General features: G+C 69.6%; 12 protein-coding genes, 1 tRNA gene and 1 other RNA gene. 5 read left to right on the forward strand and 9 right to left on the reverse strand.

The features are described 5' to 3' along the window. Positions 1-57: 57 nt before the first annotated feature. The 6 genes from ACIQOW_RS07065 to ffs form a co-directional block, all read right to left on the reverse strand. On the reverse strand, positions 58-1,338 hold the full coding sequence (locus ACIQOW_RS07065; RefSeq protein WP_401080550.1) for an aspartate kinase: 1,281 nt from the start codon (positions 1,336-1,338) through the stop codon (positions 58-60). Between the two features lie 425 nt (positions 1,339-1,763). After that, positions 1,764-2,477 (reverse strand): DUF5063 domain-containing protein, encoded by a 714-nt coding sequence (locus tag ACIQOW_RS07070; protein WP_401080552.1) that lies wholly within the window; start codon positions 2,475-2,477, stop codon positions 1,764-1,766. Continuing rightward, positions 2,470-3,069 (reverse strand): recombination mediator RecR, encoded by a 600-nt coding sequence (recR, locus tag ACIQOW_RS07075; RefSeq protein WP_401080554.1) that lies wholly within the window; start codon positions 3,067-3,069, stop codon positions 2,470-2,472. Before recR ends, ACIQOW_RS07070 begins: the two co-directional genes overlap by 8 nt. A 213-nt stretch (positions 3,070-3,282) precedes the next feature. Then, the gene (locus tag ACIQOW_RS07080; protein WP_401080556.1) at positions 3,283-3,621 is read right to left on the reverse strand and encodes a YbaB/EbfC family nucleoid-associated protein; all 339 of its coding nucleotides are present in this window, start codon (positions 3,619-3,621) and stop codon (positions 3,283-3,285) included. 155 nt (positions 3,622-3,776) lie between these two features. Then, a complete protein-coding gene (locus ACIQOW_RS07085; RefSeq protein ID WP_401080558.1) occupies positions 3,777-5,981 on the reverse strand; it encodes a DNA polymerase III subunit gamma and tau in 2,205 nt (734 codons plus the stop codon). Positions 5,982-6,063: 82 nt separating this feature from the next. Then, an RNA gene (gene ffs, locus ACIQOW_RS07090) (signal recognition particle sRNA small type) lies at positions 6,064-6,154 on the reverse strand. 111 nt (positions 6,155-6,265) lie between these two features. Between ffs and ACIQOW_RS07095 the strand changes: the two genes are divergently transcribed. From ACIQOW_RS07095 to ACIQOW_RS07105, 3 genes are all read left to right on the forward strand, one after another. Then, a tRNA-Ser gene (locus ACIQOW_RS07095) sits at positions 6,266-6,353 on the forward strand. Between the two features lie 310 nt (positions 6,354-6,663). Then, positions 6,664-7,503, forward strand: a complete 840-nt coding sequence (locus tag ACIQOW_RS07100; RefSeq protein ID WP_401080560.1) for a hypothetical protein — start codon at positions 6,664-6,666, stop codon at positions 7,501-7,503. A 43-nt stretch (positions 7,504-7,546) separates the two neighbouring features. Continuing rightward, positions 7,547-8,608 carry a restriction endonuclease gene (locus ACIQOW_RS07105; protein WP_401080562.1) on the forward strand — a complete coding sequence of 354 codons (1,062 nt, stop codon included), beginning with the start codon at positions 7,547-7,549 and terminating at the stop codon, positions 8,606-8,608. Positions 8,609-8,651: 43 nt separating this feature from the next. Here the strand turns inward: ACIQOW_RS07105 and ACIQOW_RS07110 are convergent, their stop codons facing one another. The 3 genes from ACIQOW_RS07110 to ACIQOW_RS07120 all read right to left on the reverse strand — a co-directional run bounded on the left by ACIQOW_RS07110 (position 8,652) and on the right by ACIQOW_RS07120 (position 11,010). Then, positions 8,652-9,890, reverse strand: coding sequence for a tyrosine-type recombinase/integrase (locus ACIQOW_RS07110; RefSeq protein WP_401080564.1), 1,239 nt, complete (start codon positions 9,888-9,890; stop codon positions 8,652-8,654). Positions 9,891-9,900: 10 nt separating this feature from the next. Continuing rightward, positions 9,901-10,206 carry a helix-turn-helix domain-containing protein gene (locus tag ACIQOW_RS07115; RefSeq protein ID WP_401080566.1) on the reverse strand — a complete coding sequence of 102 codons (306 nt, stop codon included), beginning with the start codon at positions 10,204-10,206 and terminating at the stop codon, positions 9,901-9,903. A gap of 282 nt (positions 10,207-10,488) precedes the next feature. Beyond that, positions 10,489-11,010, reverse strand: a complete 522-nt coding sequence (locus ACIQOW_RS07120) for a helix-turn-helix domain-containing protein (protein WP_401080568.1) — start codon at positions 11,008-11,010, stop codon at positions 10,489-10,491. A 399-nt stretch (positions 11,011-11,409) separates the two neighbouring features. Between ACIQOW_RS07120 and ACIQOW_RS07125 the strand changes: the two genes are divergently transcribed. Both ACIQOW_RS07125 and ACIQOW_RS07130 read left to right on the forward strand, forming a co-directional pair. After that, positions 11,410-12,753: a DUF3631 domain-containing protein gene (locus tag ACIQOW_RS07125; RefSeq protein ID WP_401080570.1), complete on the forward strand. Its 1,344-nt coding sequence runs from the start codon at positions 11,410-11,412 to the stop codon at positions 12,751-12,753. 442 nt (positions 12,754-13,195) lie between these two features. Next, positions 13,196-13,993, forward strand: a complete 798-nt coding sequence (locus ACIQOW_RS07130; RefSeq protein ID WP_401080572.1) for a DUF2637 domain-containing protein — start codon at positions 13,196-13,198, stop codon at positions 13,991-13,993. Positions 13,994-14,208: the final 215 nt, after the last annotated feature.

Below are 14,208 nucleotides of genomic sequence, written 5' to 3' on the forward strand. Positions count from 1 at the left end.
CCGGCGTCCCGGCCGGGTGCCCGGGTCATCGCCCGCTGCTCCCGCTCCGCTCCCGGGTCATCGCCCGGTGCCGCCGTAGACGACGGCCTCGTCGCTCTCGCTGTCCAGGCCGAAGGCGCTGTGCACGGCGCGGACCGCCTCCGGCACGTCATCGGCACGGGTGACCACCGAGATGCGGATCTCCGAGGTGGAGATCAGCTCGATGTTGACGCCCGCGGCGGACAGCGCCTCGAAGAAGGTCGCGGTCACGCCCGGGTTGGAGCGCATGCCCGCGCCGACCAACGAGATCTTGCCGATCGCGTCGTCGTAGCGCAGCGACTCGTAGCCGATGCCCTCCTTGACCCGGCCGAGCGCGTCGATGGCCTTCTGGCCCTCGGTCTTCGGCAGGGTGAAGGAGATGTCGGTCAGGCCGGTCGACGCGGCGGAGACGTTCTGCACCACCATGTCGATGTTGACCTCCGCGTCGGCGATGGCGCGGAAGATCCGCGCCGCCTCGCCCGGCTTGTCGGGCACGCCGACGACGGTGACCTTGGCCTCGGAGGTGTCGTGGGCGACTCCGGAGATGATGGCCTGCTCCATCTCGCCCCCTTCGGGCTTGTTCGGGTTGTCGTTGCTGACGATCGTCCCGGGAAGACCCGAGAAGGACGAGCGTACGTGAATCGGGATGTTGTAGCGCCGGGCGTACTCCACACAGCGGTCGAGCAGCACCTTGGAGCCGGAGGAAGCGAGCTCCAGCATGTCCTCGTAGGCGATCCAGTCGATCTTGCGGGCCTTCTTCACCACACGCGGGTCGGCGGTGAACACGCCGTCCACGTCGGTGTAGATCTCGCAGACCTCGGCGTCGAGGGCGGCGGCGAGCGCCACCGCGGTGGTGTCCGAGCCGCCCCGGCCCAGCGTGGTGATGTCCTTGCTGGACTGGGAGACGCCCTGGAAGCCGGCCACGATCGCGATGTTGCCCTGGTCCAGGGCGGTGCGGATGCGGCCGGGCGTCACGTCGATGATGCGCGCCTTGTTGTGGACGGAGTCGGTGATGACACCGGCCTGGCTGCCCGTGAAGGACTGCGCCTCGTGCCCCAGGGATTTGATCGCCATGGCCAGCAGCGCCATGGAGATGCGCTCTCCAGCGGTCAGCAGCATGTCGAACTCACGGCCGGCAGGCAGCGGTGACACCTGCTCCGCGAGTTCGATGAGCTCGTCCGTCGTGTCGCCCATCGCGGACACCACGACGACGACCTCATGGCCGGCCTTCTTGGTATCGACGATTCGGCGGGCCACGCGCTTGATGCCTTCGGCATCCGCAACGGATGAGCCGCCGTACTTCTGCACGACAAGGCCCACGTGCGCTCCTCGACTCGAAGTCTTTTCCGGGGGCGGTGGGCCCCCGTACCCCCCGGGGGAGAAGGGGGTGCGGTCGTCGTCAGTCTACCGAGCAGGGGTGCTCCGACTGGCTCTTTCCATATGGTGAGACAGTCGTTTCAGCACGTGAGCGGCAGTTCGGGTGACTCCACCGTCAGGTCTGCGGGCGATTCGGCACGACTCCGAAGAATCGGCGGACCGGGGGGCGGCGATCCGGCCGGATTTCTTTTCCGGCCGGTCCGCTGAGGCATCCGTCACAATCCGAGGGCGCATTCGATTCACGGAATGCCGCGTACCGCATACGGCGGGCCGCCGTCTTCCGCATATCGCTTACCGCCCGCCGCCCGCCTCTTGCCGCCAGGCCCTTGCCGGCTACCGGCTACCGGCTACCGGCTACCGCCCACCGGCTATCGGCCGAGGCCGAGTTCGGCCACCATCAGGTCGCCCGCCTGCTGCTCCAGCTGCTCGTCGGTGAGCCCGTCGTCGTCGGTGTCCGCACCGTCCGGCGCCGCACCGATCGGGCTGTCCAGCCGGACGTGGGCGATCAGCGACTGCAGGGCCCGCAGCACCGCCGTACAGGTCGTGCCCCAGTTGGAGAGGTACGAGAACTGCCACCACCACAGCGCCTCGCTGACCCGGCCCTCGCGGTAGTGGGTCAGGCCGTGCTGGAGCTCGCTGACCACACCGGCCAGGTCGTCCGAGATCCGGAAGGCGTTGGGCTTCTCCGGCGGACCGTACGGGTCGAAGACCTCGTGGTAGACGTCGATCGGCGCGAGCAGCTCGGCGAGGCGCTCGCGCAGCTGCTCGCCGTCCGGCTCGGGACCCGCGTCGGGCTCGAAGCGGTCGTCGGGGACGACGTCCTCGATCGCGCCCAGCCGGCCGCCGGCCAGCAGCAGCTGCGAGACCTCCAGGAGCAGCAGGGAGACCGCGCTGCCCGGCTCGTCGCCCTTGGCGACCTCGGTGACGGCGAGCACGAAGCTCTCCACCGAGTCGGCGATCTGCACGGCGAAGTCGTCCGGCTCCGAGCCGTGGCCGTGGATGTGCGGGGCGTGCGCCCCCGGTTCCCCGTGGGACTGCTGGTGGGGGGTGTGGGGCTGCTGGTTGATCGTCCGGTCAGACATCGAGCAGTCGTCTCCCTTCGAAGGCGCGGCCGAGGGTGACCTCGTCCGCGTACTCCAGATCCCCGCCGACGGGCAGGCCGCTCGCCAGACGGGTCACCTTCAGGCCCATCGGCTTGCAGAGCCGGGCCAGGTAGGTGGCGGTCGCCTCCCCCTCCAGGTTGGGGTCGGTGGCCAGGATCAGCTCGGTGACCGTGCCGTCCGCGAGACGCGACAGCAGCTCGCGGATGCGCAGGTCGTCCGGGCCGACGCCCTCGATGGGGCTGATCGCGCCGCCCAGCACGTGGTAGCGGCCGCGGAACTCACGGGTGCGCTCGATGGCGACGACGTCCTTGGATTCCTCCACCACGCAGATGACGCCGAGGTCGCGGCGCGGGTCCAGGCAGACCCGGCAGCGCTCGGCCTCCGCGACGTTGCCGCAGACCGCGCAGAAGCGGACCTTGTCCTTGACCTCCAGCAGCGCGTGCGCGAGCCGGCGCACGTCGGTCGGGTCGGCCTGCAGCACGTGGAAGGCGATCCGCTGGGCGCTCTTGGGCCCGACGCCGGGCAGCCTGCCCAGTTCGTCGATCAGGTCCTGAACCACGCCCTCGTACAACGTCGCGCCTTCCCTCGGATGGTCGGTGGTGCCGGTGTCCGGTCGTCGGGGTGCCCGGTCGTCCGGATGGCCGGTGGTGCTCCGGTGCCATCATCCAACGAATCGGGCGTCGGACGCAGCGCCCGACGCCCGACTCCCACATAAATCACATGGGTCTGTCGTCTGAATTTCAGGGCTTTGAACTTCAGATCCTCTGAAGTTCAAAGCCTGACATCAGAACGGCAGACCGGGGATGCCGCCGCCGAGGCCCTGGGTCAGCGGGCCCATCCGCTCGGCCTGCATCTTCTGCGCGGCCTGGTTGGCGTCCCGGACGGCCGCCAGCACCAGGTCGGCCAGGGTCTCGGTGTCCTCCGGGTCCACGGCCGCCGGGGCGATGGTCAGCGCCACCAGCTCACCGGAACCGGTCACCGTCGCCTCGACCAGGCCGCCGCCCGCCGTACCGGTCACCTTCGTCTCGGCCAGCTCCTGCTGGGCCTTCGCGAGATCCTGCTGCATCTTCTGCGCCTGCTTCAGCAGCTGCTGCATGTTGGGCTGGCCACCACCGGGGAACACGGCACTCTCCTTGCTGTCACGGCTGTCTTGCGGTGCTTCGTCCGTCACCGCCGAGCCTACGTGCTGCCTGCGGCTCCGGGCCCCGGTTCGGGGCCCGGATCAGGGTCGGCTCAGGGGCCGATCGAGGGCCGATCGCGAGCCCGGCAGAGGCCTGGTCAGGATCCCTGGTGGTGGATCTCCTCCAGCACCGTCGCACCCAGCTCGCGGATGATCAGCTCCTGGCCGGAGAACACGTCCTCCTTGAGGTCGGGATCGTCCGCCTCCGGGATGTCGTCCTCCGGGCGCACCGACTGCGCCGGACGGGCCGGCGCCGCCGCCGGCCGCGGGGCCTGCACCGGCGCGGACTGCACGGGCGGGGCCTGGACCGGTGCCGGAGCGGCCTGGACGGGCGGAGCCGCCACCGGCGACGGCACCTGCGCGGGGGCGGGCATCGACGGCGCGGCGGCCGCCGGACGCGCCGGGGCTCCCCAGCCGCCACCGCCCTGGGCGCCACCGCTCTGGGCACCGCCGCCCGGCGCGCCGCCACCCGGGCCCCCGACGCCGCCGGACGGGTCGATGATGCACTCGACCCGCCAGTCCACGCCCAGCGCGTCGGCCAGCGCGGAGCGCAGCACGTCGTCGCTGTTGCTGCCGACGAAGCTGTCCCTGGCGCCGGCGTTGATGAAGGACACCTGGAGCACGCTGCCGTCGAAACCGGCCACCTGGCCGTTCTGGCTGAGCAGGATCCAGGTGAAGCGGCGGCGGTTCTTCACCGCCTCCAGGATCTGCGGCCACAGCTGCCGGACCTGCGCGGCTCCCTGCTGCGCGGACGCCGACGGCTGCCCGCCCGGCGCCGCCGCCGGGGCCGCCGCCGGAACGGGAGCCGGTGCGGGCGCGGGTACGGGGGCCGCCGGGGCCTGGGCGGCCTGCGGCGGGGCCGCGGGGGGCGCCGCCGGAGCCTCCGCGGGGGCTCCGCCGACGGGGGCGCCGGCAGGCGGGAAGCTGCGCGGAATCGGCCAGGCGCCCGGCGCGGGCCCGGCCGGCGCGGTGGCGGGCGGCGTGGCCTGTACGGGCGCGGGCTGCGCCGGAGGCGCCGCCATCGGCGCGGGCGCGGGCTGGATGGGCGTGGGCTGGACGGGCGCGGCCACCGGCGCCTCGGCCATCGCGCCACCCGCCATCGGAACTCCCACCGGGGCCGCCATCGGCGTGGCGAAGCCGCCCGCCGCCGCCCGTCGCTCCAGCTTGTCCAGCCTCGCCTGCAACGACAGCTCGTCGCTGTACGCGCCCGGCAGCATCACCCGGGCGCAGATCAGCTCCAGCTGGAGCCGGGGCGCCGCGTTGCCGCGCATCTCGGTCAGCCCGGTGTTGACGAGGTCGGCGGCCCGGCTCAGCTCGGCCGCGCCGAAGGCGTCCGCCTGTGCCTGCATCACCGCGACCCGGTCGGCCGGGGCGTCGATCAGCCCCTTCTCCCCGGCGTCCGGCACGGTGGCCAGGATCACCAGGTCGCGCAGCCGCTCCAGCAGGTCGGTGACGAAGCGGCGCGGGTCGTGCCCGCCCTCGACCACCCGGTCGATCACCTGGAACACCGTCGCCCCGTCCTGCGCGGCGAAGGCGTCCACCACCTCGTCCAGCAGCGCGGAGTCGGTGTACCCGAGCAGCGCCGTCGCCATCTGGTACGTGACGCCGTCCGTGCCGGCCCCGGCCAGCAGCTGGTCCATGACCGACATCGAGTCACGCACCGACCCGGCGCCCGCCCGCACCACCAGCGGGAACACGGAGTCCTCGACCTGGATGCCCTCCCGCCCGCAGACCTCCGCCAGGTAGTCGCGCAGCGTGCCGGGCGGGACCAGCCGGAACGGGTAGTGGTGGGTCCGGGACCGGATCGTCCCGATCACCTTCTCCGGCTCGGTGGTCGCGAAGATGAACTTGAGGTGCTCCGGCGGCTCCTCGACCACCTTGAGCAGTGCGTTGAAGCCGGCCGAGGTCACCATGTGCGCCTCGTCCAGGATGAAGATCTTGTACCGGCTGTGCACCGGCGCGAAGAACGCCCGCTCACGCAGCTCGCGCGCGTCGTCCACACCACCGTGCGAGGCGGCGTCGATCTCGATCACGTCGATCGACCCGGGCCCGCCGGTCGCGAGGTCCTGGCAGGACTGACACTCCCCGCAGGGCGTCGGCGTCGGCCCCTGTTCACAGTTGAGGCAGCGGGCCAGGATGCGCGCGCTCGTCGTCTTTCCACACCCGCGCGGCCCGCTGAACAGGTACGCGTGGTTGACCCTGTTGTTGCGCAGGGCCTGCTGGAGCGGAGCGGTCACGTGCTCCTGCCCGATGACCTCCGCGAAGGTCTCGGGGCGGTAGCGGCGGTACAGGGCTAGGGACACACCCCCGACGATATCGGGACGGACCGACAAACGCGTCGCCCCTCGCTCCCCCACGCCCCCCGGAGCCCGGCCCCGGGAACGCAAAGACCCCCCGTGCACCCGCCAGAGCCCTCCTACCCTTGCTGCCTTCCGGCCCTGGGGGGGTTCAGAGAGATAACGCCACACGAGGGGCTGAGCCCCACAGTACCGGATCCGGGCCCCGACGATCCACAGGCCACCCCCGCCCTCCCGCCTGCGGGATAGGTGGTCGCGACCACCCCGAAACATGTACTAAGCTCTCCCACGGAGGATTCGCCTAGAGGCCTAGGGCGCACGCTTGGAAAGCGTGTTGGGTTCACCCCCTCACGAGTTCGAATCTCGTATCCTCCGCCATGGCTGACCAGCCATAACGAAGGCCCCGACCGCCCAGCGGTCGGGGCCTTCGTCGTCGCGTGGTCTCAGTTCTGGTCTCAGTCGTGGCTTGTGCCAGCAGCCACCAGCCCTGGGAGAGGTCCAAGTCCCCTAACCGGCGGCGCCTACTGCTGGCGCCCCCGCCGAGCCGGCACCGAGGTCTTGCCTCCCGTAGAGCACAGCACTCGCCAGTGAAGAATCAGACCCAGCCGAGTGACCACAGGTCCGGGGCAGCCTGTCGGCACGGGCCCGCTACGGTTGGATGCGCCGTCAGCTCGGGCAGGGAGGCCACGTGACTGCACAGGAACGCCTACAGGGGCCCTCGCCCTTGCCGGAGACTAGAAGCTACGACGAGCTCAAGGACGACCCTCGAGCATCCGACGACGAGAAGGACGCGGCCAAAGCTGACGCGCTCCTCGGCGGTATCGCCACACTGCTTGCACAACGAGGCGACCTGGATACGGCACGACTTGTCCTCGCCGCTGAAGCAGCCCTCATCGAGTGGGACGACGAAGACCGCTCCCTCGACCTGTGGCTCGAGATCGCCCCGGCCGATCGTGCGGATTTTGCCGAGGAGGCAGTAACCCGCCTCAGGTCCGCATGCATCGAGGTATCCAACCGGAAAGGCTACGGAGTTAGCTGGCTGGGAGTACGCGAAACACTTCCGCCCATCCGACCCGGCTGGCGCGATTCCCTACGCGAGCAAGTCGAAGGCAAGAAGCCAACCAACCAGGCCAGAAGACTTGCACCCGCCGCACCGCTCTGGGCAGAGGATAATCTCTCATTCACGAACGCCGGAGAGCAGAGAGTATATCGGGCACTGAGGTACATCCAAGAAAAGCTGCTTCCCGCACAAGAAACGATCGGAATATTCCCCCTCCCTAACGGCCGAATGCCAGGGCGCACATGGGAGCCCGATGTAATCGTCACCTACAAGGGGCGCGCCGGCGTTCTGGAAATTGACGGCCCGCACCATAACGCCAGGAGGGCACTGGACACAAGCCGCGACCACCTACTGCTTGACTCAGGCGTCGGCTACGTGGATCGCGTTCCTGTGGAGTCACTGTCGGATCCAAAAGAGCTAATGGCAGTACTGCAGCGATTCCTCCGACGCCTAGCCGATGTGCGCTAATTACCGCAGCAGTTGACGCTAGCAAATGTGAGACAGCGAGGTCATGGTGGGTGCCACATGGACAAGCGGACGCCACATCATCGAATGGGTCACAGAGCTGATCGGAGCAAGGGCTGGCCTTGCGATCTCCGAGGAGGACGTGGCGTACTCGCTGAAGCGCACCGGCTATGGGGATTGGTATCCAGGCACCTCTAATGAAATTACCCGCGTGCGCAGCGAGACCTTGACCATCATCGCGTACAGCGCCATGGATGCCTTCTACATTCCCGGCGCGTTTCGCGGCATAGGGGGCCTTGTTCCAGAGCTGCGGAAGATTCTCGGCGACAACGATCTGGCCTCGCGCGCCGCCGCATTCGTTGTTCAGATGACACGCGAGAGAGAAGCCCCAGATTCACCAATTAGCCTCTGGGATGTCGAGGTCCACATGGGCCACAGATTCGATCCCATGCCGGATGAGCGTAGAGCAACCATCCTCCGGGAGGCATCGCGACTTGGCGGCGAAGATTTTTTATCTGCGGTCTCCGCGACGCTAGACGAGGCAGAGTTTCAGGCGTCCATCGAACCATGGAGATGGAATCCAGGGTCCTCCGAGTGGAGCGACGTGCTCGCTCTCGCCGATCTCTTCAAATCCGACTCATCCGTTGCGACATACGGCAGATTCTTCGATCAGCGCTTTGTCAATTACCTGGCCGGCAACTTCGAGGAGATCGGCCAAATTCATTGGCGGAAGTTCGAAGCCCTGATTGCCGAGTATTTTCATCGGTCAGGATTCAAGGTAGAGCTTGGACCCGGCCGAAATGACAACGGAGTCGATATCCGTGTCTGGGAGGATGGACGCGACGATGGAACACCTCCCCTAATGATCGTCCAGTGCAAGCGAGAACAGCGAAAGATCAGCAAGGTCGTAGTTAAGGCGCTTGCGGCAGATGTGCAGTGGGAGAACGCACAGCAGGGACTTCTCGTCGCTACCACCGAGTGGTCTCCTGGTGCTCGGGAGACTGTGAGGACGAGGAGCTATCCCGTGCGCGAAGTGAACACTGATGCCCTCCGTACGTGGCTCAGCGAAATGCGTACACCGGATAAGGGAATGTGGCTCGCAGGATGAGTCCGGGGAGGGCTCCGAGCACCAGAGCCCTCCCCCACCCCATTCAAACCACGTCTTCGGCCATATCCTCGGGCTCCGCCGCAGCCCACAGCAGAGCGCCGATCTTCCTGCCGACGTCGTTCAGCATCGGCTCGGTGACGTGCTGGTAGCGCTGGGCCATCGAGGTCGAGGACCAGCCCATGATCGCCATCACGATCCGTTCCGGCACGCCGAGCAGGAGGAGGACGGTCGAGGCGGTATGACGGGCGTCATGGAGGCGGCCGTCACGGATGCCGGCCTCGCGCAGGAGTCGCTTCCAGTGGTGGTAGTCGGTGCTGGGGTTGAGCGGCTCGCCGGTCTCCGAGGTGAAGACGTAGCCCTTGTCCGTCCAGAGGTCGCGGGCGAGGGCCCGCTCGCGGTCCTGCTCCTCCTTGTGCAGCCGAAGGATCACGACGAGCTGCTCGGGCAGCGGCACCGCGCGTCGCCCAGCACGGGACTTGGTGTCCTTGGTCTCGCGCCGGATCGGCTCCTTCTTCGGGCAGAAGCCGGGCTTCCTCCCGCAGGGGTCGCCGCAGCCGTGCCGATACTTGGGCCGCAGCCGGCCGCGTTTCACCCAGGCGACGCCTCGGGCGAAGTCGACGTCCTTCCACTGGAGCCCGAGCACCTCGCCCTGCCGCAGGCCGAGGGCGAGCGCGAAGATCCAGCGGGCAGAGTTGCGGCGCTGGCGCGCCGTGTCCATGAGCCTCTGGACCTCCTCGATCTCGAACGGCTCGACCTCCTCCTCTTCGAGCTTCGGGGCCTTGGCGATCGTGGCCACGTTGCGGGTGAGGTGTTGGCGCCGTACGGCCTCGCCGAGGGCTACCCGGACGGTGCGGTGGGCCTGGTGGGCGGTGCCGGCGGCGCTGCCGGCGGCCTGCATCTTCTTGTAGAAGCGCTCCAGGTGCTCGGGTTCCAGCTTCTCCAGGCGGTGCGCGCCGAGGCCGGGTATGAGGTGCACGCGGACGGCGACCTCGTATCCGGCGTACGTGTTCTCGCTGACGGTGCCCGGCACGATCTCCTTGATCCAGTGGGTCAGCCACTTGCCGACCGTCCACTTCTGCCCGGCCTTCGGCACGGTGCCGTCGTCGCGCAGCTTCTCCAGCTTGCGGACCTTGGCCGTGACCTCGGGTCGGGTCTTGGCGCTGACGTGACGGCGGTCGGGAGTGCCGTCGTCCTTGACGCCGACCGTGACACGGCCGTGCCACCGGCCGTCGCTGCCCTCGTAGATCGAGGAGTCGCCGTTGGGCTTGCGGGTGTTCGCCATCGGTCCCCCCTCAGGCCGCGAGCGCGACGGCCGAAGCGGCGGCCTGCGTACGGATGGCCACGTACTCCTTGAGCGCCTCGGCGGGCACCCGGCGGAGACGGCCGATCGTCACGGACGGGACCTCTCCGGAGGCGACCAGGGCGTACATCGTGGTGCGGCCGACGCCGAGGCGACGGGCGGCTTCCTCGACGGTGAGGGCCACAAGCGTCGGGTCCGGCACCTCCGTGCCGCAGCTGGCGACGAGGGCGAGAAGCTGGTGCTCCGTGAGACCGATCGCGCCGGCAAGGCGCGCGAGGGACAGGGGCGTTTCGGGCATAGGTGTTCCTCCCGGCGGCGCGGGGCAACGCGCCGCCATGGCGACTGTGTGGGATGGGCGGTGGGTTGGTGGGCTGCCAGGTGGCCCTCGGCGTTCGTAGCGCCGAGGGTCGGGCAGCGGAGGTAGGTGGTGGGCGGGACGGGCACACTACGGCGGCCTCGGCTCGGAACCTAAAACGATCTTGGACCCATGAGCCGGGCTGCCCGTTTTAGGTTGCGAGCCGGGTCGCGGCGATGATGCTCCGCGACGCCGTCGCTCCCTGGGCGAGCTGGGCGGGCTCGCTTACCGGTCGGCCGAGGGGCCCTTGCGGAGCGGGTCCCACTGGGAGTTGGGGGCCGGGTACCACGTGGGCTCAGCGCCGGAGGGGCCGAGGTCGATGCCTTGGGCTTCGAGGCGTTCGGCGATCTCCTCGTAGGTGTGCAGGGCCTCGTCGTACCGGGCCTTGGCGGCCTTTTCGAGGTCGTGAGCGGTTCTCCACTCCTGCTCGGCCTTCTCGACGGCGAAGCCCGCTTCCTGCAGCTCGTAGTCCGGTTCGTCCGGACCGGCCACGGCTTCGGTCATGAAGTTGCCGACCGGAACGCTGAGAGCCCTGGCCAGGCCGATCACCTCGTCGAAGCGGACCGGGCGGGTTCCGTTCTCGATCTTGGCGACCTGGGTCTGGTGGAACTTGAAGCCGAGCCGGGTCATGCGCTCGGCCACGTCCTCCTGGGAGAGGCGGGCCGCCTTGCGCAAGACCTTCAGGTTGTGGGCCACGAGGGCCTCGCCCTCCAGGGTCTTGTACCGATGCACCATGGGGTTGACCATACCAACCTCCTTTCGATTGCGAGCGGGCGCGACGCGGCGACGGGGTCGACAGTAGCAGCATGGAATATCCAACCACCAATGGGTTGAAGCGGGTCTACACAAACCCTCCACGAGTCGCATTCACCTGTAAACATGCGGCAAAAGGTTGAGATCTTTATGCCTGAATCGCTTGATCGGGAGTCCCGACTGCCGCTACGCTCTTCCTCGACAGCATGAAGAACTCAACCGAGAGGAGGTTACACCGGGCCGGGCAGCGGCCCGAGTGTCCCGATAAAAAACGCGAAGCCCCCGGCGCTACGAACACCGGGGGCTGATCGAAAACCTCGCCACCGCCCATCCCAGGACAGTCGACCTACGGCGGACCGGGTTGCCCCCCGGAGCCACCGAGTGAGGATCTCCATGACCGAGAGTACTGCCTCCCGCCCTGCCACCACAGCCCCCACCACCCCGCCGACCGCCGGCGGCTGGCCGCCCGTCGCCAAGGCCGGCGAGCCCGGCACCTACCTGCTCGCCCAGCAGAGCGAGCAGCCGTCCACAGCCTGTGGACACGACGCCGAGGCGGCACCAGCCGAGCCCGCCATCCCTGACGGGACCGACCTGATCCCGGACACCGAGGCGAGTGAGGGCGCCGACCTGCTCGCGCAGCTGAGGGCCCTGATCGCGAAGTTCGTGATCCTGCCCTCCGAGGAGGCGCTGGACGCCGCGACGCTGTGGGTCGCCGCGACCCACCTGCAGGGCTCGTGGCAGCACGCGCCGCGCCTGGCCGTGGTCGGCCCGGCCAAGCGGTGCGGCAAGTCGCGCCTGCTCGACGTGCTCACGGAGACGGTGCACCAGCCGGTGCTGACGGTGAACTCGACCCCGGCGGCGGTCTTCCGCTCGATCACCGAGGAGCCGCCCACCCTGCTCGTGGACGAGGCCGACACGATCTTCGGCAGCCCGAAGATGGCCGAGAAGAACGAGGAGATGCGTGGCCTGCTCAACGCCGGGCACCAGCGCGACCGGTACGTGCTGCGCGTGGTCGGCAACGACCACACCCCCCGCAGGTTCCACACCTTCGCCATGGCGGCCATCGCCGGCATCGGCGACCTCCCCGACACGATCATGGACCGGTCGATCGTGATCCGGATGCGCCGCCGTGCCGAGGGCGAGAGCGTCTGCCCGTACCGGACGATGCGGGACCGTCCCGCCCTGCACGCGATCCGCGACAAGATCGCCCGCTGGACAGCCCCGCTGACGGACCGGGCCCTGCGCCTGGAGCCCGCCATGCCGGTCGAGGACCGGGCCGCCGACACCTGGGAGCCCCTGGTGATCATCGCCGACCTCGCCGGAGGCCCCTGGCCCCGCCTCGCCCGCCAGGCGTGCAAGCGCATGGTCGACGCCGAGGTCCAGACGGAGGAGGACAACCCCGGCGGCGCCCGGATCCTCGCCGACATCCGCCGGATCTACCACGCCAACAGCGAGCCGGAGAGCATGGCCACCGACCAGCTGCTGCACCAGCTCAACGGCCTCGACGAGGCCCCGTGGGCCGAGTCGGCCCGGGGTGGGCTGACCCCGCGCGGGCTCGGCTCGATGCTCCGCGAGTTCGGCATCACCTCCGGCAACGTGCGCCTCGGCGACGGAACCCAGCGCAAGGGCTACACGCGCCACAAGTTCCTCGACGCCTGGCGCCGCTACTGCCCCACCGTCCACCCGAGCACCCCCACGGCCACGGACGAGAACGCGGGCGCGGGCAGCAGAGGCTGACCCCATCGCCGAACTGCCGTCCCTGCCGTAACGGCGCAGGTCACAGCACCTGCCGCCGAGACTGATCGCCGCGCCAAGACGGCACCACGCCCGGCCAAGACGGCAGCGGGACGGCAACCGGCCCACGCCTCCACCGGCCCGCCGCCGCCCGAACCACGGCGCGAGCGGCGGGCCCACCTCGGGACGGGAAACACATCCGTCTTGTGCCGTCCCAGCCGTCCCTGCCGTAAAACAGCAGGTCAAAGGCCATGAAGCCAGGACGGATACGAGTCCCAAGACGGATGCACACACCGTCCCGAACCTGAACACGCCGCAGCCGTGACACCCCCGGCCAGCCGCACCCGCCCCAGCCGGAGCTCCTCCCGCAGCGGCCGGGACGGCAAGACGGCAAAGACGGCAAGCCCGCAAACCACCACCCCGACCCGCGAGGACCACCTTCCGCATGACTGCCACTACCCCAACGCGGCGTCCGCCCCGCCCGGACGCCGTCCTCGTACAGGCCGCCATCGCGGGCGCCCTGTCCTTCGCCCACCTCCACGACATCGCCGAAGCCTCCGGACAACACGACTGGAAAGCCTGGGCCTACCCCGTCTCGGTCGACCTGCTGCTCGTCGCCGCCTGGCACCGCATGCGGACCCTGCGCACCACCGGCCGCCCGGCCGGCACCGCCTGGACCTGGTTCGCCATCGCCCTGACCGCCTCCCTCGGCGCGAACGTCGCCACCGCCGGGCTACTCGACCTCGCCCACGTCCCCGCCTGGCTGCGGATCCTGGTCGCCGGATGGCCCGCCCTCGCCTTCTTCGGCGGCACCCTCCTCGCCCACAGCACCACCGCGACCACCACCGCCCCGAAGCGTGCCGAGGGCGAACGCCCGCTCCGTGAAAGCCCCGAGCCCACCCCGGCGGCAGAGCCCGCACCGGTGGAGGACACGGAGCAGGACGGCCCGCCCGGCGACGAACCGGTGCTCGGCCCCGACGACACCCTCCGACCCGACGCGCGGGAACCGGTGGTCGGCACCAAGCGCACCGGCCGCAAGCCCGCCGCTTCCATGGACGAGCTGGCCGAGACCGTCCGCCCCGCCGTCGAAAAGCACGGCCCCACCCAGGCCGTCATCAGGACCGCCCTGCGCGAGGCCGGCATACCGATCGCCAGCGACCGCCTCGGCAAGCTGACCCAGCGCTTCAAGGACGAGCAGGCCGCCCGGCAGGGCGACGCGCAAACCGGCCTCTCGGCCGCCTGACGCCCCCGCCGCTCGCCCGGACACCGGCCGCTGTCGGACCGGGCGAGCGGCCCCTCACCGGCGCTGACCGGTGATCACCGGGCCCCCGCATATCGCCAGCCGGGTGTTCCGGAAGTCCCGAACCCCCGGCTTCTACGCCGGATATCCGGCACCGCCGAACCGGGTTCCCGGCCCGACCATCTCCCCGCATCCCGCACGCACCCCATGCCTGCACC

It is taken from the genome of Kitasatospora sp. NPDC091335, assembly GCF_044757205.1.
Classification (GTDB): domain Bacteria; phylum Actinomycetota; class Actinomycetes; order Streptomycetales; family Streptomycetaceae; genus Kitasatospora.